The 22,411-nt window shown below is 62.9% G+C and carries 18 protein-coding genes; 3 read left to right on the top strand and 15 right to left on the bottom strand.

What is annotated here, in order from left to right:
* The 5 genes from G0A00_RS21465 to G0A00_RS21445 form a co-directional block, all read right to left on the bottom strand.
* Positions 1-2,117 (bottom strand): G8 domain-containing protein (locus G0A00_RS21465; RefSeq protein WP_203595470.1); only part of this gene is annotated, 2,117 nt, incomplete at its 3' end.
* Positions 2,118-2,864: 747 nt separating this feature from the next.
* On the bottom strand, positions 2,865-4,097 hold the full coding sequence (locus G0A00_RS26900; RefSeq protein WP_164182830.1) for a glycosyltransferase family 4 protein: 1,233 nt from the start codon (positions 4,095-4,097) through the stop codon (positions 2,865-2,867).
* Positions 4,094-5,044: a glycosyltransferase family 2 protein gene (locus tag G0A00_RS21455; RefSeq protein ID WP_164182831.1), complete on the bottom strand. Its 951-nt coding sequence runs from the start codon at positions 5,042-5,044 to the stop codon at positions 4,094-4,096. The genes G0A00_RS26900 and G0A00_RS21455 overlap by 4 nt, the downstream gene beginning before the upstream one ends.
* Entirely contained in the window at positions 5,037-5,801 is a 765-nt protein-coding gene (locus G0A00_RS21450; protein ID WP_164214278.1) for a sulfotransferase family 2 domain-containing protein, read from the bottom strand. The genes G0A00_RS21455 and G0A00_RS21450 overlap by 8 nt, the downstream gene beginning before the upstream one ends.
* Positions 5,802-5,832: 31 nt before the next feature.
* Positions 5,833-6,846 (bottom strand): glycosyltransferase family 2 protein, encoded by a 1,014-nt coding sequence (locus G0A00_RS21445; RefSeq protein ID WP_235953131.1) that lies wholly within the window; start codon positions 6,844-6,846, stop codon positions 5,833-5,835.
* A 354-nt stretch (positions 6,847-7,200) separates the two neighbouring features.
* Here G0A00_RS21445 and G0A00_RS21440 point away from each other — a divergent pair, with 354 nt between their 5' ends.
* The gene (locus G0A00_RS21440; protein WP_164182835.1) at positions 7,201-7,890 is read left to right on the top strand and encodes a hypothetical protein; all 690 of its coding nucleotides are present in this window, start codon (positions 7,201-7,203) and stop codon (positions 7,888-7,890) included.
* A gap of 1 nt (position 7,891) precedes the next feature.
* The gene (locus tag G0A00_RS21435) at positions 7,892-8,785 is read left to right on the top strand and encodes a family 16 glycosylhydrolase (RefSeq protein WP_164182837.1); all 894 of its coding nucleotides are present in this window, start codon (positions 7,892-7,894) and stop codon (positions 8,783-8,785) included.
* A 42-nt stretch (positions 8,786-8,827) separates the two neighbouring features.
* On the opposite strand, the gene G0A00_RS21430 is transcribed toward G0A00_RS21435, so the two are convergent.
* The 3 genes from G0A00_RS21430 to G0A00_RS21420 form a co-directional block, all read right to left on the bottom strand.
* Positions 8,828-10,060, bottom strand: coding sequence for a polysaccharide biosynthesis/export family protein (locus G0A00_RS21430; protein WP_164182840.1), 1,233 nt, complete (start codon positions 10,058-10,060; stop codon positions 8,828-8,830).
* Positions 10,057-12,330, bottom strand: a complete 2,274-nt coding sequence (locus tag G0A00_RS21425) for an exopolysaccharide transport family protein (protein WP_164182842.1) — start codon at positions 12,328-12,330, stop codon at positions 10,057-10,059. Before G0A00_RS21425 ends, G0A00_RS21430 begins: the two co-directional genes overlap by 4 nt.
* 153 nt (positions 12,331-12,483) lie before the next feature.
* Positions 12,484-13,470 carry a sulfotransferase gene (locus tag G0A00_RS21420; protein ID WP_164182844.1) on the bottom strand — a complete coding sequence of 329 codons (987 nt, stop codon included), beginning with the start codon at positions 13,468-13,470 and terminating at the stop codon, positions 12,484-12,486.
* Between the two features lie 267 nt (positions 13,471-13,737).
* Between G0A00_RS21420 and G0A00_RS21415 the strand changes: the two genes are divergently transcribed.
* The gene (locus G0A00_RS21415; protein ID WP_368667736.1) at positions 13,738-14,940 is read left to right on the top strand and encodes a glycosyltransferase family 2 protein; all 1,203 of its coding nucleotides are present in this window, start codon (positions 13,738-13,740) and stop codon (positions 14,938-14,940) included.
* A gap of 27 nt (positions 14,941-14,967) precedes the next feature.
* Here G0A00_RS21415 and G0A00_RS21410 read toward each other — a convergent pair whose 3' ends face one another.
* From G0A00_RS21410 to dctP, 7 genes are all read right to left on the bottom strand, one after another.
* A complete protein-coding gene (locus tag G0A00_RS21410) occupies positions 14,968-15,981 on the bottom strand; it encodes a glycosyltransferase family 2 protein (protein WP_164182847.1) in 1,014 nt (337 codons plus the stop codon).
* A gap of 17 nt (positions 15,982-15,998) precedes the next feature.
* Positions 15,999-16,748 (bottom strand): SDR family oxidoreductase, encoded by a 750-nt coding sequence (locus tag G0A00_RS21405; protein ID WP_164182848.1) that lies wholly within the window; start codon positions 16,746-16,748, stop codon positions 15,999-16,001.
* Complete coding sequence (locus G0A00_RS21400; protein ID WP_164182849.1) at positions 16,745-18,076, bottom strand: FAD-binding oxidoreductase; 1,332 nt, start codon at positions 18,074-18,076, stop codon at positions 16,745-16,747. Before G0A00_RS21400 ends, G0A00_RS21405 begins: the two co-directional genes overlap by 4 nt.
* Positions 18,076-18,498, bottom strand: a complete 423-nt coding sequence (locus tag G0A00_RS21395; protein WP_368667735.1) for a GtrA family protein — start codon at positions 18,496-18,498, stop codon at positions 18,076-18,078. Before G0A00_RS21395 ends, G0A00_RS21400 begins: the two co-directional genes overlap by 1 nt.
* Positions 18,495-19,958 (bottom strand): UbiA family prenyltransferase, encoded by a 1,464-nt coding sequence (locus tag G0A00_RS21390; protein WP_235953133.1) that lies wholly within the window; start codon positions 19,956-19,958, stop codon positions 18,495-18,497. The genes G0A00_RS21395 and G0A00_RS21390 overlap by 4 nt, the downstream gene beginning before the upstream one ends.
* A 269-nt stretch (positions 19,959-20,227) precedes the next feature.
* Entirely contained in the window at positions 20,228-21,253 is a 1,026-nt protein-coding gene (locus tag G0A00_RS21385; RefSeq protein WP_164182850.1) for a YeiH family protein, read from the bottom strand.
* A 95-nt stretch (positions 21,254-21,348) separates the two neighbouring features.
* Positions 21,349-22,407 carry a TRAP transporter substrate-binding protein DctP gene (gene dctP, locus G0A00_RS21380; RefSeq protein ID WP_164182851.1) on the bottom strand — a complete coding sequence of 353 codons (1,059 nt, stop codon included), beginning with the start codon at positions 22,405-22,407 and terminating at the stop codon, positions 21,349-21,351.
* Positions 22,408-22,411 lie beyond the last annotated feature (4 nt).

The following is a 22,411-nucleotide window of genomic DNA, read 5'->3' as shown; positions in this document are numbered from 1 at the left end:
CCCGGATTGGTCCCGGTGTCGCCGCCAGAGCCATCGCCCGGATTGGTCCCGGTATCGCCGCCAGAGCCATCACCCGGATTGGTTCCGGTGTCGCCCGAGAAGCCATAGTCGCTGAAGATCTTGATCTCGCCCGAGGGCAGCTGGAAATCGGTGATTTCGAACTGCTGAAGATATTCATCGGTGTAGCCCACCAGCGAGATATCGATGCGATAGGCGAAATGCTCGCCCGTGATCCGGTCGGTGATCCAGATCGCGATGGGCATCACCCAGCCGCCGTTGCCGTCGCGCATGGCGCCGTGGATCGGGATAAGGTCTTCGGGTTCGGGCTTGCCGAAGTTGGGATCGTCGGTGGTGATGCCGTCACGAAGCGAGAACTTCTTGCCCTCCCAATCGTTCGAGCCAAGCCGCAGCGTCCCGGCGTTGTCGGTGATCGTCCCCGAGATCAGCAGCTCCCGGTCTTTCGGCCCCATGGTCAGATCCGCATCGGCATCGAGCACGAGGATCGGGCGCGCCAGCGTCTCCATGCTGGCACCAGACTGCGACTGCAGCCGTTCGTCGCCATAGTAGTCCGACTCGATGATGGCGCCGTTGTTTATGAAGGTGTTGCCGATATAGACGCCTTCGTGGTTGCTGCCCTGATCGTAAACCACCGATCTGAAACCATCGAAATGGCTGTCGACGATCGAGGTGCCCTCTTGCTTCAGACCAAGCACGATGGCACGTCCCGCACCGTCGTCATCCCCGATGAACAGACCGTCACGGATCACGTATTCGCCGGTGTAGTTGAAGGCGAGCAGGACCGTATCGACTTCCCATGCGGTCAACCCAACGAAATCACTCCGAAGGTCGGTGGTCATGGAGGCAAGCTGCCTGTGGCCGGTGTCGATCACCTCGCTGATGGCGACGGCCACGTTGTTGTGGAAGCCGACAATCGCAGGTTCTTCATTGTTGAGGACCGGCATCAGCGGCGCGGGATCGAATTGCAGCGCGTCGCGATCGGGGTTGTCGACGCTGGCTTCCGCTGCGCGGAACATCCAGCCAGTGTTGGCGTTGGCCGCGATATTGTCCTGCTGGACGATCTGACGGGCCTGATTTTCATAGGCCACGCCGCTGTGGCCGAAGTCTGCCGCAAGCTCGTCGCGGTCGATCGAGAAATCCGTGCCATCGCCGGGGATGCCGGTGACGAAGTTCCCAATCCATTGGCCGGTTTCGTCGCCGTCTTCCGACACGATGCCGGCGCCGACGATGTCGTGGACGAAGTTGTAATCCACCGCAGCATTGCTCGAGTGCTGTACGATGCCCCAGCCCGGCGAGCCATGCACCGAGTTGCCATAGAGCACAGCCATGTCGCTGCCAGCTTCGGTGCCGGTCTCGTGCAGGTGCAGAGGGTAGCGGGCCGACACGTTGTCACCCACATCAAGCGGACGGGACTTGTCGGTCCGGCCCAGTTCCGAGAACTCCGCAAACTGAATGGAGGCATCGGGGGTGTGCATCATCATCACGTGGCCGCGGACCCCTTCGGGGTTCTCCGAGGAAATGACGATGTTGCGGGTTTCGTTGCCGACGTAGATGTCCAGTTCGGCGTAGCCGGGCGGGGTGGTATGGTCGTATTGAAGGGCGCTGTCGAGGGTCAGCTTGACCCCGGTCGCCGTCTGTTCGATCGCAACGATCTTGCGGCTCTCGTCCTCGAACTGGCCAAGCTGGGTGCCCATGACGACGATGGTATCGCCGACCTGCCAGCCTTCGGTGCCGCCATCAAGGACCAGCGACGTGCTGCCAGCGGTCGCGTTGCCTTCCAGCGTTCCGTAGGGCGATTTCTCTGCGCCCTGCATCCGGACGCTGCCCTGCGCAATCAGACCGTGGCTGAGGTAGGTGGGGTCGATACTCGTGTCGATCGGGCCGTCGGCGATGACAATGTTCGCTGTCACACCGGCTTCGACCGGCTTCTCGGCGGTGCCGACGGTCAGCCGCGAGGCGGTGCCGGTGACCATGGTTTCGACAAGCAGGTTGGTGTCCTGATCGGTCGCGAAGTCGAGGGCGCCATCCACACGCACCCATTCAATTCTTGCGTTGGAAGTGGAGTCGTATTCGACGTCAACACCTTCGGGAATATACACTTTTGCGTCAGCTCCCGGGACTTTTCCATTTTCCCAGGTTGACGGATCGCTCCATTTTCCCGATGTTGACGCTACGTGAGTTGCTTCGGTTGGATTCGCAAAGGCCAGCGTCGCATCTTCATGCGAAGTCATATCGTCCATTGAGTACAGCTCTCCATTTTGCACACGCCCTTTTTCCACTTCAGCGTGTGTTTATACGAATTAGGTGATTTCGGTTTGCGGCAGATCGATGGCCAAACGTTGTTTGCAACGCGGTTTGCTTCCGGCTTTTTTTAGTACCCCTGTCCGGGAAGCTGACGTACTCAACACACGCTCTAACCGCCCGCGCGAAGTGAAGTTCAGCGCGAACAAAGGGATATGTCTCATACCTACGCGAAAACGTCGGGCCTGGCATAGTTGGCCGCCGGCGGCTTACATGGTTCTGGCCGCCTGTACTGAAGAATTTATGTCTGTCCCTGCTCTACTCCGCCCCTCTATTTGAGTTGTCGTTTTGAGCCGTCTGGACCAATACGGGCGCGTTCTCCAGTCTAGGTCACGCCCCTTTTCCTTGGGTAAACTTGTAAACGGCAAGAATCCGACATCATCCAAAGCGAATACCGGCGAGTTATTGCTCGTTTTCTTAGGGCGAAATAATTCACAAATACGCCCAATTAACTAAGCTATTTTTTATATTTCATAACCTTATGAACGCCATTATCCGGTCATAGTTGAGAGAGGTTTACTGAATTTACAGCGAGCAACAGATGCCTAAGCTTTAATCTCCAAAAGCACTGCATCATTGCTGAATCGCCCCGGCAGCTCTGCGGTCAGGATTGACATTTCCCGCCGAAGGCCCTCGTCGCGAAGAATCCTGCAGATTACGTAGGGATAGTCTGCCTCTGTCTTGGCTTCCAGAACCATCCCATCCAACGCGGTCCCAAATGGATTCAGTACATTTGGCGTAACGACAACCGGCATGCCGAGCGCCAGATAATCGGCGACCTTGATGGGTATGCCACTGCCCAGAAGCATCGGAGCCAGCCCGATCGCTTGCGGGCCACCCAGCACCCCCAAATCATCGACCCGTCCCATCAGGCGCAGCCCTTCGGCTTTGGCAGCGGCAGAGTCAACCCGGGCGCAGATACTGCCCGCAATCCAAAGCTCTGCGCCGGGCACCCGAGCGCGAACCTCCGGCCAGACGCGGCGGCGAAGATAGTCCAATGCGGCGACATTACCGGCGTGCTGAGAGCCGAGAAAAACCCCATGCGGCGCGGCGGCCGGGTCGCCATCTGCGCGGGCGGAAATGACCTCTGGCCGCATCCAGACATGCGCCGCCTGCGGCAGAAGCGGGCGGAGCTGCTCCAACTCGGTACAGCTTGCATGGATCAGCACGTCGGCACCAGAGCAGCGCGCGGCTTCTTCCTCCAGCGTCATCTCCGCATGATCGGGCTCGAGGCCAGCGTCACGGAAGGACTTCGCCCGCAGCGAAAACAGATCATGAAGAAACACGATCCGTTTTTCTGCATCGATTCGGTCCAGAAGCGGGCCCAGACTGCTGTATTCGACCGTCAGCACGTCAATCGGTTCGGCAGATGCCCGGCGCGCCACATCCCGGGCCTCCCGCTCCGACAGTTCCACGCCCAATGCGCTTGGATAGGGGCGTTCGGTTCGTCCGCGGAGCCTCCGCAGTGCTTCGGCACCGATCCGCCGCAAGAGACGCAACCACACTTCGGGCGACAGCGAGATCCAGAGCCCACCCACCCGGATCGTCTGCGCCCAGTCCACCCTGTCCACCAAACCCGCAAAATCCGGATGAAGGCGCGCCCAAGCAAGGTTCCCAAAAGACCTGCGCGGCGCGAACAGCAAACGCGTGGACAGGCCGGCGTCGCGACACAGCATGAGATACGGTTTGAGATAGCTGTTGCTGCCCTCGCCCATCGCATCCAGCCGACGGGCCACGATCAGGGTCGCACGGCGCGGCGTCGCCTTGTCGTCCTTCACTTCGCGCGCGCCACGCGCTTGCGCAGGGCCTCCGCCACATGGCCCATTATCCGACCAAACGCCGCCGGGTGCCGCGCCAGCCCCGCAAGCGCCGCGCTGGGGTCTCGGGACTTCAGGGCGCCGAGCACGGTTTCGGTTGTTGCAAGCCGCATCATGTTGCGTTTGCGCCGCGCAAAGAGCGGCGCGGTGGCCTTGCGCAGGTCTGGCGCAAGCCCAGCAAGAACGCGCTCGTCCGCGCGCGCAAGCGCCACCATATGGGCAGGGTCGAGACGGCGCGAAACCGACCCCTCGCGCCGCGTATAAAGATAGCCGGGCTCCGCCGTAAAATAGACGCGCGCCCCCTTGGCCAACGCCTCGAGCACGAGGTGGAAATCTTCACCGTTGCGCAAGGCGTGATTGTAGCTGAGGCCGCGCCCTTCCAGAAACGCTCTCCGAAACAGCGGCTTGGCATATCCGAAACTCACTTCGCCCCGGCGCAGTCCGTTGAGCTCCAGCCAATCTGACAGGCTCAGAAGCCCCGAGGGGCGACGGTCCGACAGCAGCGCCCCCGGACAGGCCGAGCCATCCGGCATCACCGAAAGGAAGTCGTCGATCACGATGTCGGCGTCTTGCGCCTCGCCAGCATGGCACATCCGCGCAAGCCGGCCCGGCGCGAATGCGTCATCCGCATCAAGGACCGCGATCCAATCGCCGCGCGCCGCGCCGAATGCCGCATTTCGCGCGCCCGCTGGCCCGCCATTCGTCGCGCAGCGGATCAGCGAAAGGCGAGGCTCTTCTGCCGCCATCCGCGCGATCACCTCGGCGGTTTTGTCGGGGGATGCGTCGTCTGCCACCACGACGTCGAGCGCGACACCCTCCTGCCGCAGTGCCGAACGGATCGCCGCCCCGACGAAAGTTTCGGCTGCATAGGCCGCGATCGCGACGGTGACGAAAGGGAACTCAGGCACTTCGCGCAGTATCCTGCATCGCGGCAATGATCTCGTAGTCCATCGCGTAGCGCGCCCTCAGCTGACTGGCGAGGTCATCGGGCAAGAGGCTCGCATCGTCCGGCATGCAACCTTCTTGGTCGTGAAGCGCGACAAGATCGCGGATCGGCCGATCAGCCGCCGCCGATACCTCGCGATGCGGCACGTGAAAGGTGCTGTTGGCCGGACGAAGAAAATACCGCGCCGCCACCGCCGGACCCAGAATACGGCACATGCCCGCGTAGATCTCCGACACCGGCAGGACATCGGTATAGAGCGCGCGCTGCAGGTGCGTGCGCTGCGGCAGCACATGGCGATCCAACGTGGAAAAATCCCGAGACAGATAGCCCGTGACGAAATCACGAAACGTCGCGCGTTCCACCGGCTTTCCGATGGTCCGCTCGAAGCTCTGATGAATATCCTCTGCCCCGCTCCGCGCGATGAATTTGTTGCGGAACATCGACAGCGTCCGCTGCACCGGATCGCGATACACAAAGATCAGGTGATCGCAGCCGCGCAGGTCCGCGCTTTTGAGACGGTGATGGCGGCGCATGAAATCTATCGGGCGCTCTTCGGCTTGCAACTCGGCCCGATGCGGCGAGCATTCGAGAAACATCTTCTTGAAGCTCGAACATCCATTCTTGCGGACATAACAGTAGCCGATCTTGCGTCCCGCGATCTCGAGCCCGAAATGGTTGCGACCGATCCCGCGCGCGACATCAAGGCGGCGCTGCAGCACCCGAAGGCCGATCTTGTCGAAAGCGGTGCGATTATCGAACATCGGAACTCGAGTCGGCGATGGTCACGGGGGGGGAGACGGTCTGTAATCGATTGCTGAAAATTGCGCAGGTCGCTGTGTAGAGGATGGCGAAGGCCCGTGTGCCAAGCGCCAGGCTGTTCGCCACGCCCAGCTTTCCCTGAAACGGAATTGTCATCGCGTAGCAAAGGGATACGCCGATCAATGCCGTGGCGCGCAGGGCGCAATAGAGCACGGAGATTGACAGCGGCTGCCGCAAAAGAAAGGTCAGCGCCCGCGTGCGACCGTAGTTGAACTGACGGTGCAGCGCCCAACGCCAGCAAAGACGCTCGGCTCCCTGCGTTTCGTGAACCCAAGCTTGCGCCGCATAGGCCCCCTCGCCGCCAGCGCGCACGATATCCTGAAAAAACAGAGTATCTTCGCCGGAATTGAACCGCATCCGCAGATCGAAACGGCAGTGGTGCTCTCGCACGAAAGGATGCGCGACCAGCACGTTGTTCGTCCAGCTCTCTACGCGTTTCGCGCCGTTCGGGAACCTGCGCTGACGAAAAAAGAGCGTGCGCAGCCACCAGCGGTCTTCTTGGCGTTCAACGCGCATATCGACCGGCCCCTGAACAAAGGTCGCCCCAGTGCTCTGCGCCACCGTGACAAGCTCGACAAGCCAATCAGGATCCACAGTCTCATCGTCATCGACGAATGCGAAGTAATCCACGTCGCGCAACTCCTGAAGAGCACGGTTGCGCGCCGACGGAACCCCCGGTCGAGGCTCATGGACGTAGTGGCAGGGCCATGGAAAGCTTTGTGTCTCCCGTTCGAAAACCCCCTGAGCGGTGGGCGTTAGATCATTGTCAACGATCAGGAAATCTACTTCCATGCTATCGGTTGTGCGAAGCCTCCGGAAAGACGCTAATAAATTTTCGAGTCCCCGGGGGCGCTGCCAAGTGCAAGCGCAGACGGTAATTTTCAACGCCAATTCCCCATAAAATTTAGTTTGGAAGAAATGCACTGAATGTAAATGCACCCTCATTATCTATATACAGCGAAATTTTTCAAGCCTCCGCCACCCGCCCCTATCGAAGCCCGACATATTTTCGCCGATTTCCGCGAACCGCCGGGAATTCGGGCGCGTGCATCAGCTGCTGCCACTTTTGACGCCGCCGCTCAAACACCATTAAGACCAATATGTTAGCAGCTTTCAAAAGAGAACCATCGCGAAGCGCTGCTTCTCTATGCACCGATGTGCCCAACGACGGATCGGGATGCTCGGCGCGGCCCCCTCACCTACAAAACGCTCGCGCGACGCACCCCCCGGTGATAGGCTTGGCCTTATTCTTCTCCCATCTTCTCTTCAAAATGTCTTTTCGCACAAAAGCCATTCTATATGATCGTATCACACCGCCATAAATTCATTTTCATCAAGACGTTGAAGTCGGCAGGGACCAGCATAGAACTGGCCCTCGCGCATCATTGCGGACCTGCGGACATCGTGACCCCGATCTATCCGGTCATCCCTGCGCATGAGGCGCGCAACTGGCGCGGATGGTTCGCGCCTTGGCGCGAGGTCCGGTCAAAGAACGACCTGAAGAAGAACGTCTCGGAACTCATGCGCCGAAACCGTCTCTACAATCATATCCCCGCCCGCTTTGCGCGCGCGCGCCTGCCGCGCCACGTCTGGCGCGACTATTTGAAGGTCTGCGTCGAACGGAATCCTTGGGATAAAACACTCTCGCATTATCACATGTTCAAAAACGCAAGTTGGCACCGGCACTATGATCCGGATCTGACCTTGGACCGCTATCTGCAGAACGGCATTTTGTGCCACAACGCGCCCTTCTACTGCGACACACAGGGGCAACTTCTGGTTGACCGGGTGCTTCGATACGACCGCCTTGATGAGGAATTGACCGACCTGTTCCAGACGCTTTGCCTGCCCTTTGACGGCTTGCCGCACGCCAAGGGAGACCTCCGAAAAGACAGAACGTCCTACAAGGAGGTGTTCACGCCCGGGCAGGCGGACCAGATCAGCCGCGCCTTCCAAAAGGAAATCGACCTTCATGGATGGGAGTTCTGAGATGTGGACACCGGTCGACCCAACTTCGGCACGTCGCCTCCGCAAACCCATGCTCGCGCTCAGCCTGTGCGCCGCAGCCCTGGGGGCAATCGCAGAGCCGGCGCAGGCGCAGAAACGCGAAAAGCAACAGAGCGGCGCATTCCGCAGCGCGTTCCAGTTCAGCGGTCTGGGGAAAGAATGGTGGCTCGCCGAATACGACCATCCGGCAAAATGGTTCCGCACGTCGTGGCGCAAAGACGCGGCGCATGCAGGGCCAGCGGGCCTGTCCATCACACTCCAGACGGTCCCCGAAGACCGCCGCGTTTCGGCAGATGAGATGGCGGCTGACGACGGAACGTTGCACAGCGCGGGAAAGACCGCGAAAGATTTCGTCAGCGCACAACTTCAGCGGCGGAAATGGTACGGCTATGGGCGCTATGAGGTGGTCATGCGCCCCGCCAGCGGCGCTGGGGTAATCTCGGCCTTCTATCTCTACACGGGTGCGCATTTCGGCGACAGCCACGAGGAAATCGACATCAAGTTTCTGGGCAGGGACACGACACGGGTCGAACTCAACCGCTTCCGCGATGGCGAGCCCCTTGCCGAGCCGCCATCGGTCGATCTTGGCTACGATGCGGCTCAGGATCCTGCGCTTTACGCCATTGAATGGACTGAGGAATCCATTGCCTGGTTTTACGGCGAGACCGAAGCCTACCGGATCAGCGACGCGAGTATGGTGCCCCGGCCACCGATGAAGATTTACATCGATCTCTGGGCTGGCAGCGCGCGGCAGGCCGATTGGCTCGGCACGGTTGCCGCCGACGTCGAGGCCGAAGCGCTCGTCCAATGCGTGTCATTCGTTCCAGCGGGCAAGAGCGGCATGCCTCAGTGCAGTGACCTTATGCAGGCGCAATAAGCGCCCGGCGCAATTGCTCGGCCCCCATAGCGCCGCGCCGCGCTACTGACTGTTGAAACCGAAGTCGATCGAGACCTCGAGCACGTCGCCCGGCAGCACCAGATCGTCGGGTTCAACAGCGATGACCTCTACGCCCTCCGGCCCATCACGGCGCACCTGCATGCGCGCCTCCACCGGACCCTCGCCTGTCGGCAACCCGCTCAAGGCGACCAGATTCATGAACATCTCTTGGCGCTTCGTTTCCAGTTCGATCTGGCGGCGCGCTTCCTGAAGCTGCGTGACAATCTCCTGCCGCCGTGTCGCTTGCGCCTGTTGCAGGTCGCGCTCGGTTTCGCCGATGCGCTGGCGTGCGCGGTAGGCCGCGGTGTTGAGGTCCAGCTCTTCGGAACTGAGTTCGGCAAGCGTGCGCTCGGCAGAGACGAGGCGGCTCACCACCACCGCACCCCGGTCGGACAGCGTCCTCAAGTTTTCCGCCTGCTCTTTGGCCAGTTGCATCTGCCTGCCGAAGCCTTCCAGCTTGCTGGCCAGCCCCGCCAGCTCGGTCTGGTACAGCTCGATGAGCGCTTTGCTTGACGCAACGCCACGCGCTGCGGCCTCGCGGCGGATCTCGAAAATGGTCTGCTCTTCAGCCAAGGTCCGCGCCACCGCTTCGACACCGTCCGGATGATGAAGCCCTTGCGGGAAGGTGATCTCCTCAGCCCCCTTCAGCTCTGCCTCCAGCCGCGCCTGCCGCGCCTGCAGCCGCATCAGATCGACCTGAACACCGCGCAAAGAACTGGTTTCCCGGTAGACCCCGGCGTCGCGCCCCGCCGCAGTGGCCTCGCGCAACATCCCCCCCGCGATCGCCAGCGCCTTGCTTGCGGTAAGACCGGGGCGCCACGCGTAGGAGCCCGGACCGCTGACCAAGCCCGCTGCGTAGAACGGTCGGTAAGAGGCGATCTCCAGCGCAACCTTTGGCGGCTGGTACAGGCCCGTGGCCTGCTGCAGCGCTTCGGCCACATCGTCGCCCACGTCAGAGAGGCTTTGCCCGGCGGCGCGCACTTCTCCGACGATCGGAACCATGATGCTGCCCTCGGCGGACACCTTGTAGCTGCCGGTCAGCGAGTCCATGGGCACATAGCTTGCCGTCTCTTCGTCCCAGGCCACTGCGCGCAACGCAATCACGTCCTCGGCGCCCAGAAGATACGCCTCCGCGGCGGCCGCAGTGGCGCTCAGCGCTCCCACTACGGCGGCAAGCAGCGCCGCTTTCAGCTGGCGATAGCGGCCCCCCGTCATGCGGTGACCGTTTTCTTGAAGCCCCGGTACTCGTATTTGCGCTGCTGGTTGCGGTCGACCTGCGTCATCACCACGAACATGCGCTGCGCCTGCATATCCACGAGTTCCTGAATACAGGCCTCGACGGTCTGCCGTGCGGTCGCATTCCACTGCGTCGCGACGACCACCGCATCGGCATGACGCTGAAAGCTGGACACATTCCCCAAAGTGAGGACGGGAGTTGTCTCGATGATCACCCAATCGTATCTCTCCTCAAGCTTCTTGAGCAATTGCCCGGTCCAGCGTTCCGACAGATGTCCGATGTCGGTGTCAGCCGCATCGGCAAGCGACAGAAAGTCATAGCCTGCCGTTGTTCGCGTGACCCCGCTTGGCGTCTCGGTTTCGCCCTCCGCAGACGGTTTTGCCGGGCGCTGCTGCGGGGCGTTCTGCGCAGCATCGACCAAGATGACCGAATGATCGCTGGACGCCAAAGCATGGGCGACCAGCATGGCCGCTCCGGATTTCCCCTCGCCCGGCACCGCCGAGGTGAAGAGCACGGTGCCCTTGCCCGCGTCGATCACACTGGACAGGAATAGGGCCACCTTCTGACCTTCCTGAACCAGCACCTTTTCCTTGCGCGAGAGTGGCTTGGCAGGGGCAGAGCGCCCCGCCTCAAAGCTTCTCCGCGAAAGGCCTCCGGTCTTGGAAAAGCTTCCGATCACCGGCAGCCCGGTCAATTTGCGCATGTCCCGCGCCGTCTTCACGCTGTTGTCGGTCAATTCCATGAAGAGCGCGACGCCAAGCCCGATCAACAGGCCGGCAACACCGCTGGCCGCCGTGCGCATCAGCGTGCGCGGAGAGCTTGGGGCACCGGGCACTTCGGCATAGGACAGCAATCTGACCGACGGCTGCTGCAGGGCCTTGAGCTGTGCGGATTCCGTTGCGACCTTCAGAAATTCCTCGTAGGCGATGCGGTTCGCATCCGCGATGCGGCGCAGCTTCGCCAGTTCGACCATGCTCCGCGACCGCGCGCTGGCGTCGGCATCCAGAGCCGCAAGGTTCTCTTCGATCGAGACCACGATGGATTCCCCGATGCTGATCTGCGTCTCAAGCTCTGCCGCGATGCGATCGGTCTCCAGCGCGGCTTCCTGTTCGACCCGCGCGATGACCGCGTTGAGCGCCGCGACCTGTGAGGCGTCCGGGCCGAACTGCTCCTGAAGGCGGCTGCGTTCTATGCGATAGTCCGACAGGCGGGCACGCAGCCCGCGCAGGATTTCGGAGTCGAACACTTCCGCCGCCCCAAGCGGACCTTCCGCCTCCACAAGTTCGCGAAGCTTACCCACTCGCGCCGTCGCGTTGGCGATGTCCGCGCGCACAGCCATGAGATTGCGGCCAAGCTCGTCCATCCGCCCCTCGGTGCGGTCCACGCTGGTGGCACTCAGCCCCGCCGCGCTGGACTGGAAATCGACGACCGCGGTTTCGGCCTCTTCCAAATTCTGGCCGAGCTCTTCGACGCGGCCGCTCAGAAGCTGCACCTGCTCTTCGATGGCCTCGCTGCGGATGCGCAGGCTGAACCGCGTGTATTCCGCTGCCGCCACATTCGCGATCAGCGCCGCATATTCGGGCGTGGCCGCCTCTGCCGACACGCCGATCACATAGCCGTTGCCAAGCTGGTTGACCATGAGCCGGCTGCTCAGAAGATCCGCGGCGGGCCCGTATTTGTGCAAATCGGCGGCCAGAACCGAGAGCGTGACATTGTCGTCCGCCTCCTCGCCCTCCCCGTCGCTCTGCGCTTCGGCGGTATCGCTCTCGACGCCCTCACCCGGCGTTGTACCGCCGCTCAGCACGCTCTCTTCGGACGGGGGCGGGCTGCGCTGAAGCAGGCCGGAGACGAACCCCTTCAGCCCCGAGACCATGCGCACCGGCAATGGCGGAGGGCCGCCGCCCTGTAGCAGGGGGGATGTCTCGTCAACGCCGAGCCGTTTGACCACTTCGATCATGAAGGCCTTCGAGCGAATGGTGGTGATCTCTTGATCCACCACCTGCCGGGAGAGCGGCACACCGGTCAGCAGATCCGCAATCGGCGAGCTTTGCTGCCGCGGATCGATCAAGGTCATCTCTGAGGTCGCCGTGTAGCGCGGTGCAGTCTGCAGCAGCATAAGCAGGTTGAGCACGACAACGCCCAGAAATATCAACGCAATCAGTTTCCAGCGACGCCACAGGAACATGACCGCGTCCGAAAATTTGATCCCGCCCGAACGGGGCGCGGTATCGAGCGGTTCCTCAATCATGAAATCGAAAACTCCCGGACGACGGTTCAAGGGCGTAACCTCCAGAATTGGTGCACATTCTGTGTGTTGAGCGGAGCTTGCGTGCCGCCGCAGCGGGATGCCTTGGCCTGCGCCAGATGCGCGGACACCGACAGGGGTAGAATGGATCCCATCTCAGCACCTCATGCCCGGCCAAAGCGCGTCGAGATCCCGCTCCAGCAGCTGCGAAAGGCCCGCATTGCGCGCAGACAGGTGCTGTTCGAGATACTGCCGGGTGCCTTCGCGCATCTCGGGCGGGCGGTCGACATTCATGAAGCGGGGGTTCACATAGGCGAACCACCAATAGTGCAGCTTGTTCTCGACCCGTCGGCCAATCCCGGCCTCCCCGCCCATGTGGCGATTGTACCGCCCCCGCACCAGCTTGCGCCCGACGTGGTTAGCCAGCCGGTGGAAGCGCGGTGCCGAGGGATATTTCGTGCGGTTGAACCAAACCCGCTCGGGGTCGATCTGCATCGGCTCCAGCCCCAGAAACCCTGTCACCGCATCGACGCAGCCCTGAATATCGTTCCGGAAGTCCTCGAACAGGCAGATATGGACACGGTCCCGACCCAGCGCATCGATGAACCGCTTCAGTCCGGCGGCGTAGCTCGAGCCGAGCATGATCTGGGGATAGCGGACCAGCGCCTGCTCAAAGCTCTCGACGGCGCGCGAGGTCTTCACCAGATGCCAATATTGCGAATAGGCCCGCCGCACAGGGTGGCGCAGCATAAAGATCACCTTGGCCTCGGGCAGCTGCTGGGCGATGCGCTTGGCGGCAACCTCCGACATCAGATAGGTCGTCGAATCCTCGCCGATCAGCCCGATCTCGCCAAACCCCCTGAACCGCTCCGCGTACCAGCGCTGGCTGTCCTCAGCAGCGGCCCCCGGATCCCACCACTTCAGCGCGCCGTCCTCCACCCGCAGAAAATCCGGGTGAGACACCGGATCATCAGCGTCGAAGAAATGCACCTCGTCGGTTGGAAGCGCCACATCGGGGTGCTGGTCGAGGATGAAGTGCAGCGATGTGGTCCCGCACTTCGGTGCACCGCCGATGATGAAGTCGGGGCCCCTAGGCCTCCGTGGCTCATGTAAGGCCAGATTCGCGGCTTCGTCTTCATGCATGGAAATCTGGTTCACAGCCGAAAAAGCCTCGCAAAAATAGTGCGCAGAATGCCGGGCGCTAAAATAAATCAATAGAAGAGATGATATGCGATCAGCCCAAACCCGGCAACATTTTCTGGCAGCGTGAGATTACGGCCCGCTCTGGCTGCCATTTTAATCCGCATCCGCACGACAAAGACCTGTCAAGATTCCGCAGAGATTGCGTTGGACAGAATCTGCGCCGAGACAGATAATCCATGAGAGACATTCATTTTCAGCAGGTCATATTTGTCGACAATTTCCGTAATAATTCCAACGTTCAATCGTCGGGCCTTTTTGCTCGAAGCGATCGCATCGATCTTGGCTCAGACCCGGCCAGTGGATCAGATCATCATCTGGGACGACGGATCGGAGGATGGCACCGCAGACGCGGTTGCGCAGGTCGCGGACCCGCGGGTCGAGTATTTTGGCGCCAAGAACGCGGGCAAGTCGGCCGCCCTCAACCGCGCCATGCAGCATGCAACGGGCGATTACATTTGGATTTGCGACGATGACGACGTGCTGGTCGAGGATGCGGCAGAGACCCTTGCCGGCGTGCTCGACGCGGAGGCCAGCATCGGCATTGTCGGGGGCAGCTACACCCGGTTCAGCGATGGCCGCGACGGGCGCCAGCAGACGGGGCCGGGTTATTGGCCCGATCTCTCCGCCGGGCCGCCGCTGCGGCACCTGCTCGAAGACATCTTTCTGTTCCAAAACGCGATGCTGGTGCGCCGCAGTTGCTATGATCGCGTCGGGCCGTTCCGCGAAGACCTTCACCGCTCGATCGACTATGACATGATCGTCCGTCTCGCGACGCGGTTTCCCGTGCATATGGTCGACAAGCAGGTGTTTCTGCAACGCAAGCACGATGGCCTGCGCGGCCCGGCGGCGCAGCGTCATGCGGCAAGCCATGTAGAGGATGTCTGGGCAAAGCAGGACGCCGAGGTCTTTCTTGGCCTGCGCACGCATGTGCCGCTGTCCCTGCTGCGGGCCATGTATGACGGCAACCCAGAAACGGTTTCGCGCGCAGCCTGCCTGCAACGTGGCGCGGCCTATGCGCGCCATGGCTTGTGGGACGAGGCGATGTCGGATTTCGAGGCGGGCGTAAAGGCCGCGCCCGATACGCCACTTGCCGAAACCGAGCTGAACATCTGCCGCCGCGCGGTCTCGGGAAAACATGGCGTGACACCTCCGCCAGAGGCTCTGGCACGCCTCAGCCTGCTGCGGCGCGGCTCCGTCGCCGGGCGCGATCTGGCCGGGGGGCTGGGGCGCGGCCTGCTGTGGAGCATTCGCCGCGCGGCCTCCGAGCGCGATCTCCGGGAAACCCTGCGGCTGTTGGGACTGCTGCGTCGCACTGGTCTTCGGCTGCAGAGCGCATCAGGCAAGGCGCGTGCGGTTGGGCCCAGTTTGCAGGAACGCTCGCAGATCCCTGCCGCCGCCTATGATTGGTGAGCGACCGGCCTTTCAGCGACCGCCCCGTCACCCCTGTCGCCGCGGTCCTGCCCCGAAACCCAGCCGGTGACACCCGCGCAACCACGCCTGCTCACCAAGCTTGCCCGCAAGCGATGCGAAGACCGCCGGGGGTTCGCGCCACATGGCGGCCATGGCCGGAAGGTCGCGCGCTTTGACCGCATCGATCAGCCGCCGCCATGCCCATTCCTTCCGCGTCTGCATGGAATGGCGCCGCAAAGCGAGACGCGCGGCGCGCGCAATCTTTGGGTGCTGAAGCAGCGCCTGATCCGCCGCCAGAAGCGCGCCCAGATCCTCGGTGCGATGGGCTGCGCTCAGTGAGCCGCTGCGCTGCACCGCGAAGTACCCCTTGGGGTCGACGAGCCGAAGCCGCGCCCCGGCGGCGAGGGCCTGCGCATAGAGGAAGTAATCCTCGCCGAGCCTCATGCCTTCATCATAGCGGAGCCCATGTTCCTGCAGAAACTGACGCCGCATCAGCGGCTTGATGAACCCCATCTCGCCGCGCTGCCCACGGGCCCCATGCAGGTTCGCGGTGACGAACTCTGCCAGAGACACGTCGATATGACCGAAATCCTGCCGCGACCACAGGCGATCCTCCGTGGCGTGCAGCCGGTCTTCGCGCACCCGGTAAAGATCGTCGGCGAGCAGATCGATCCCCTCGCGCTCGGCCTCGTCCAGCAGCCGGGCGATCCGATCCGGGGCCATATGGTCATCTGCATCCAGAACAGCGATCCACGGCGCGCTGCTGGCGTCGATGGCCCGGTTGCGCGCGGCGGCTGGCCCGGCATTCTGCGGTTGGCGAAGGACGCGCGCGCCCGGCACGCCCCGGGAGAGCCTGTCGGCGAGCGTGGCCGTCCCGTCCAGCGAGGCATCGTCGACCACGATGGTCTCGACCGGAACGCTCTGCTCGATGGCCGACATGAAGGCGCGCTCGAGCGTGGCTTCGGCGTTGAAAGCGGCGATCACGATGGTCGCCCGCGCCGCGCCGTCGCCGCCTTGCCTGCTCTCCGATAGTGCCGCCATCCCTTGCGCTCCACCGCTCACAGTTTGGTTCGCTTGAAAATGCCTTCGGGCAACGCGCAGATGATGCGCATGACCAGCCACCACACTGGACGAACATAGATCACATTGCGCTGTTTTTCGACCGCCCGCTGCACGGCGGCGCCGACCTCCTCGGGGGCTGCGGTCAGGGCTTTTGGCAGGTCCATGCCGCGGGTCATCTGCGTATCCACAAAGCCCGGCTTCACGGTCACCACATGCACCCCCTGCCCGGCAAGCCGGTTGCGCAGGCCCGACAGGAAGGCGGTGAAACCCGCCTTTGCAGAGCCGTAGACATAGTTCGAGCCGCGGCCCCGGTCGCCCGCCACGGAGCTGACCCCCACCAAGGTGCCGCCCGCACCCTCGGAGATCATCCGCTCGGCATAAAGGCTAAGCACCTGCGCCGGGCCCTCGAAATTCGTGCGGAACACCTGCGCAGCGGCGGCAACGTCGGTCTCGCTGTCGCGCTGATCCCCCATCGCGCCGATCACCGAGACGACGACGCTCGGCAGGCCGGGCGCGTCCTTCACGAACGGCCCGAGCGCCTCGGTCTCCAGCACGTCGAACTCCAGCAGTTCGACATCCACATTGTGACGCAGGGCGATATCGGCGCGCTCCGCTTCAAGCTCTGCCGCCCGGCGCGCCGCAAGGCTGATGGGATGGCCCTGCGCTGCGAAAGCCCGGGCGATGGCCAGCCCGATCTCTGATCGCGCGCCCAGCACCATGACCCGCCTTTTCACCGCGTCGTTCATAGCAAGAGCCTTTCCGACTGCGCCGAGGCAAAGGCCCGGTCGATCCCCGCATCCCGCCGCATCTCGCGCAGACGCGCGGCGCGCGGATCGGCGTGGTGCAGTGTCTGTGCCGTCATCCGCGCATCCTTTGCCAAGTAGAACCGCCCGCCATGCGCAAGCGCGATCTCGTCCAGCCGGTCGAGCAGCGCAAGCGTGCGCCGGTTCACCGGAAAATCGAGCGCAAGAGTGTAGCCCGGCATCGGGAAAGATATGCCGCCGCGCGCCGCGCCGAGCCGTTTCAGAACCGCCAGAAAGGATCCCTGCCCCGCCCGCGCCGTTTCCGTCAGCAGCGCCGTCAGCCCCGCGCGAGAGCTTTCCAGCGGCAGCACGCATTGGAACTGCATGAAGCCCTTGCGTCCGTAGATGCGGTTCCAGCCAAGCACCGCATCGAGCGGGTAGAAATAGCTGTCCCAATCCACCAATTGCGCCCCAGCCCCGCGCACGCCCTTGCGCCAGTAAAGCGCGTTGAACAGCTTGACCGAATACCGGTTGAGCGCAGCGGAAGGCGCATCAAAGGGAACTCGTCGCTTCTTGCGCGATGGCACCTTCAGGGGGGCCTGTCCAAACGGCTCCGGCAACTCATCAAGCCCCGCATGTTCGCCCAGCATCAGCAGCGAGCGGCCAAGCGATGGCCCATTGGCAAGACAGTCGATCCACGCCACGGAATAGGTCGCGTCCTGTTCGGCTTCAAAGCTGCTCAGCGCCGCATCCAGATTCGGCGCAACAAGGGTGCGCTGGCGGATCCAGCCGGTCTCGACCGGGCGCAGCCGGATCGCCGCCCGAAGGATCACGCCCGTCAATCCCATCCCGCCAAGCGTCCAGTCGAAAAGCTCGGTATTGTCGTCGCGGCTGAGCCTGACCACGCGCCCATCTTCGCGCAAGAGGTCGATCCAATCGACAAAGGCCCCGAAGCTGCCGTCGCGGTGATGGTTCTTGCCGTGGGCGTCCGCCGCGATGACCCCGCCCAGAGTGACGAATTTCGTGCCGGGCGTCACATAGGGGAACCAGCCGCGCGGCAGAAAGGCGTCGATCACGTCGCCGAGCAGCACGCCCGCCTCGGCCACCAACTGCCCGCTTTCCGTGTCGAAGGCGAGCATTCGGTTCATCCGGCGCATCGCAAGGGTAAGCGCGCTGCCCACCGAACTGTCACCATAGGACCGGCCATTCCCGCGGGCGATCCTGCCACCACCGGCGACCGAAGCCCGCAGTTCCGCCTCGTCTCGCGGGGTCGCCACACGGGCAAAGCGCGGCGGGAACCTGCCCCAGCCAGTCAGCGGTTCGGGATGCATCAGACCGCCCGCGCCGGCGCCGCGTCGGTGAAGACGAAACGGCGATCCAGCCAGTATTTGACCGCGTAGCCCAGCGTCAGCCCAAGCACCGCTCCAAGCTCGCGCATGCCGTCCGTCTGCCAGACCAGCCAGAAGGCGGTCTCGGTGGTCCAGAAGATGCCCGTCGTCACAAGACCCATGACGGTATAGCGCGAAAATTTGCGTCCATTCTCGCGCGCGCCCCTGGTCGGGTCGCGGAAGATCCAGCGCTTGTCGAGAAGATACTTCAGCACCAGCCCCGCGCCCGTCCCTGCGACGATCGCCAGCGCAAACCCTATGGTGCTCTGCTCAATCGCAAGAATTAGCCGCTGTATGCCGAGGTTGAGCAACGTCGCCAGCACCGCGAAAAGCGCGTAGAGACCTATCAGCGACAGGCGGCTCACAGCACGATCCCGCCCACGGCAAAGGCGAAGATCAGCGCAAAACAGACCAGCGAAATGCGGTCGCGCGCGGCAAACACCACCGGATCGTCGTGCATCCAGCCGCGGTGGGTGATCATCACCATCCGGCTGATCCAGAACAGAAGCACGAGGCAGATGCCCCATAGCGCGCCGGGATAGGAGTAAAGCTCGCGCACCGCCGGGCTGTTGAGATAGAGCGCCATCACCATGACCGAGACATAGCCCGAGGACACCGCCATATTGGCCACCAACGGCATGTCGGTCGTGCGATAGTCGCGGCCTGCGATACGTGTGGATTTGCCGCCGCTCTTGGACACAAGCTCAGCCTGCCGTTTCATCGCCGCGAGCGAGAAGAAGAAGAACATAGAGAACGCCAGCAACCAGACCGACAGTTCGATCTGCGTCGCCACGCCACCGGCAATGATGCGCAGCGTATACAGCCCCGCCAGCGCGCAGATATCCACGACAAGCCGGCGCTTGAGCCAGAAGGAATAAAGCGTGGTGACCGCGAAATAGCACATCATGACGCCGGTGAATTCCCAGCTGATGCTCAAGGCGATCACCGCTCCGGCCAGCAGCAGCCCCGGCACCACCACCGTGCCCCACGCCAAGGGCAGCGCCCCGCTGGCGAAGGGACGTTTGCGCTTGCGCGGGTGCGCGCGATCGGCGGAAAGATCCAGCAGATCATTCAGCAGGTAGACCGACGAGGCGATCAGGCAGAAGGAAACGAAGGCAAGCATCGCCGGGAAAATGGTGCCGGGCGAAAGATCATGCGCCGCCATAAGCGGCAGGAAGACCAGAAGGTTCTTCAGCCATTGATGTGGGCGCATGGCCTTGAGGAGCGGCGCAAAGTAGGAGGGCCGCTCGCTCAGATGCAGAACGTCGTCACTTTCTTGCTCCACCTCGGTCCGCAGTGCATCCGGCAGGCCAACGGTGACCGCGCGCGCAGCATCACGCCAGACCGCGAGATCGGCCCTTGAATCGCCAACATAGACATAGCCGCCTTTGCCATAGAGCGCGTCAAGCCGCGCCGCTTTCGCCGCGCCCTTCAGGTTCTCATCACCCTTCGTGCCATGGGCTTCGTCGAAAATCCCCAGATGATCCGCCACCCGCTTTACCAGCACCTCGTCAGAGGCCGAGACCAAGGCCGTGCGCCCGCCGCATTTCCGCCAGTTCTGAATATATTCGACAACCGTCTGATTGAACGGCAGTGTTTCGATATCCACTGGCCCGCCCGAAGCGAGCAGGCGCTTCATGGGCGCTTTGCCGTCTCGCAATGCCAGAATGGCCGGAATTACGGATTTGGCATTGCCGGAGAGTGAGGCCCAAAGCGTTTCATACAGCATATCGGATTTAATCAGCGTGCCATCGAGATCGACAACAAGCATGAGATCAGAGCGCGCGAGGTCGGCAATGGCCTCGAAGGTTCTCGAGTCATCCATGGCAAATCCAAACAATAATGGCTGTGCAATTATAATACTGGCACTAACAATATTGTAATTTATGGAAATTCTGGAAACGCGTAGCAACGTCCAAAGCTTGGCGCGTTCAAGAAGACCTGTCAACTTTAGGTCGAGAAGGTCCGCCGCGCGACACCCAACTGCACGTTCCTTAGGCACCCACTGCCCCTGTTCTGGGGCGGTGGCAGGTGAGGACGGGCGCGCGGCCCTCCCCCTTGCGCGGCCAGCGTCAGACCTGCGTCAGACCTGCGTCAGACCTGCCCGGTCAACAGCGGGATCAGCACCAGCGCGGCCAGAACGGCCGTCTGCACCGCCAGCATCGCAATGGCCGTGCCGCCAACGTCGGCGAGCTTGGCCAGCGAGGTCTTCATGCCCACGGCGGCGACCGCGGTGACCAGCAGCGCGCGGGACAAGGTCGAGGCGGGCTCGATCACCACCTCGGGCACGAGATGGAAGGAATTGAGCGCGGCCAGCACGAGGAAGGCCGCGACGAAGCCAGGCAGCAGCGGCGGGCGGGCCGCCGCAGTGGGCGCGTGGCGGCGCATGGCGAGCGCGCCGATCAGCACCACCGGGGCGAGCATGGTCACCCGGATCAGCTTGACCACCGTGGCGATGTCGCCGGTTTCGTCCGAGACCGAGTAGCCCGCGCCGACAACCTGCGCCACGTCGTGGATGGTGCCGCCAAGGAACAGGCCCGTCAGATGCTGGTTGAGCCCCAATGCCTCGGCAAAGATCGGATAGACGATCATCGCCAGCGTCGAAAAGGCGGTGACCGAGATCACGGTGAACGACAGATCCCGCTCGGCGGTGTCGCGCTGCGGCAGGATCGACGAGATCGCCATGGCCGCCGAGGCACCGCAGATCGCCACGGACCCGCCGGTCAGGAAGCCAAAGGCCCGGTCCTTGCCCACGAGGCGCGAGACAAGGATCGAGCCAAGGATCACCGCCGCGATGCAAAGCGCGATGATCAGCACGAAGCCCCAGCCGATCTGCCGCACCATGTCGAGCGAGACCCGCAGGCCAAGCAGCGCCACGCCGACGCGCAGCAGCCCTTTGGCGGCAAAGGTGATGCCGGGGCCGGTGTTCTCGTGTTCCGAAAGGAAATGGAAAGGAATGCCCAGCAGGATCGCCATCAGCATCACCGGCGCGCCGTAGTGGTTCGACAGGAACTGCGCCGCCATCGCCAGAACGATCGCCAGCGCCGTCCCCGGGGCGAGGATCTTGGCGCGGGCGACGATACGGCGGGGGTCCGAAAGGGTGGCGGTAAGGGCGCTCATGTCCTGTCCTCGGTGTCTTTTGAAATCGTATTGGGCCGGGCCCGAAGACCCGCGCCGGGGCGGGCGCACCCCTAAAGAGGCGCGCCCACAAGGGGTTATTGAATGTCGCTGGCGCGCTCGGCGTCAAGCTCTTCGGTCGCGGCCTGCACCGCATCCTGCATGGCGGTGAAGATCTCCTCGCCGCCCTCGACGTTGGCGGTGAACCACTCATAGACCGGCTGCGCAGCGTCGGCGAAGGCCTGCTTTTCTTCGGGCGTCGGCACGTAGAGATCGCCGCCCCCCTCGACAAATTCCTGATAGGCCGGGATCGACTTGCGCTTGGGCGAGGCGAAAGTCGCCTGCTGCAGCTGGTAGAAGCCGTCGACCACCACCCGGCGCATGTCTTCGGGCAGCGCGAGGAAGGTCTCGTTCGACATCCACCACAGCGCGCCCATATAGGCGTGACCGTCGAGGGTGACGTATTGCAGTCCGGCCTCGGGGAACTTCATCGACATGATGTCGGTGATGCCGTTCTTCGTGCCCTCGACCACGCCGGTTTGCAGCGAGGTGAACAGCTCGGGCCACGGGATCGGCGTCGGGGCAGCCCCAAGCGCGCGCACCAGTTCCTGCGGCAGATCGGCGACCACGGTGCGGATCTTCATGCCCTTGAGGTCCGCCGGCGTCTGCACTCGCTGCTTGGTGTTGGCGAAGTTGCGCCAGCCGCCGGTGTTGCCGATGGTCATCAGGCGGATCATCCCGCCAGAATCTTCCAGCGCCATCGAGCGCATGGTGCGGGTGAACTCCCCCGACAGCACCCGCTCGGCCACGCGGTCATCCTGCATCACGTAAGGCAGGTCCAGAACCTGCACATAGGGGAACAGCCCCGCCGCGCCGCCGGAGGTCGAGATATAGACGTCGATCGAGCCGTCGGCCACGCCCTGCAGACATTCCGCACCGTTCGAGCAAAGCTGCGTGCCCATGTAGATCTCGACAGCGATGGCTCCGTTCGAGGCGCTCTCGACGTAGGATTTGAAGACCTGCAGGCCGTCGTAGTCCTCGTCGTTCTCGTTGGAGTTGGCGACGGCGCGGATCGTGTAGTCCTGCGCCAGTGCCGGGACAGCGAGCGCCGCCGTCATCAGCAGCGTCGCCGCCAGCGTTTTGGTCTTCCCGAGCATGTTA

Origin of the sequence: Salipiger sp. PrR002 (assembly GCF_010500775.1) — a bacterium.
GTDB lineage: Bacteria > Pseudomonadota > Alphaproteobacteria > Rhodobacterales > Rhodobacteraceae > Salipiger.
The sequence above is the reverse complement of the archived record's forward strand: the minus strand, read 5'-3'. Positions and strand labels throughout refer to the sequence as shown.

Bases quoted from the DNA above. Each gene is read 5' to 3' on its own strand.
- G0A00_RS21445 (WP_235953131.1), bottom strand. From the start codon at position 6,846: ATGAGGGTGCATTTACATTCAGTGCATTTCTTCCAAACTAAATTTTAT.
- G0A00_RS21440 (WP_164182835.1), top strand. From the start codon at position 7,201: ATGATCGTATCACACCGCCATAAATTCATTTTCATCAAGACGTTGAAG.
- G0A00_RS21435 (WP_164182837.1), top strand. From the start codon at position 7,892: ATGTGGACACCGGTCGACCCAACTTCGGCACGTCGCCTCCGCAAACCC.
- G0A00_RS21430 (WP_164182840.1), bottom strand. From the start codon at position 10,060: ATGACGGGGGGCCGCTATCGCCAGCTGAAAGCGGCGCTGCTTGCCGCC.
- G0A00_RS21425 (WP_164182842.1), bottom strand. From the start codon at position 12,330: ATGATTGAGGAACCGCTCGATACCGCGCCCCGTTCGGGCGGGATCAAA.
- G0A00_RS21420 (WP_164182844.1), bottom strand. From the start codon at position 13,470: ATGCATGAAGACGAAGCCGCGAATCTGGCCTTACATGAGCCACGGAGG.
- G0A00_RS21410 (WP_164182847.1), bottom strand. From the start codon at position 15,981: ATGGCGGCACTATCGGAGAGCAGGCAAGGCGGCGACGGCGCGGCGCGG.
- G0A00_RS21405 (WP_164182848.1), bottom strand. From the start codon at position 16,748: ATGAACGACGCGGTGAAAAGGCGGGTCATGGTGCTGGGCGCGCGATCA.
- G0A00_RS21400 (WP_164182849.1), bottom strand. From the start codon at position 18,076: ATGCATCCCGAACCGCTGACTGGCTGGGGCAGGTTCCCGCCGCGCTTT.
- G0A00_RS21390 (WP_235953133.1), bottom strand. From the start codon at position 19,958: ATGGATGACTCGAGAACCTTCGAGGCCATTGCCGACCTCGCGCGCTCT.
- G0A00_RS21385 (WP_164182850.1), bottom strand. From the start codon at position 21,253: ATGAGCGCCCTTACCGCCACCCTTTCGGACCCCCGCCGTATCGTCGCC.
- dctP (WP_164182851.1), bottom strand. From the start codon at position 22,407: ATGCTCGGGAAGACCAAAACGCTGGCGGCGACGCTGCTGATGACGGCG.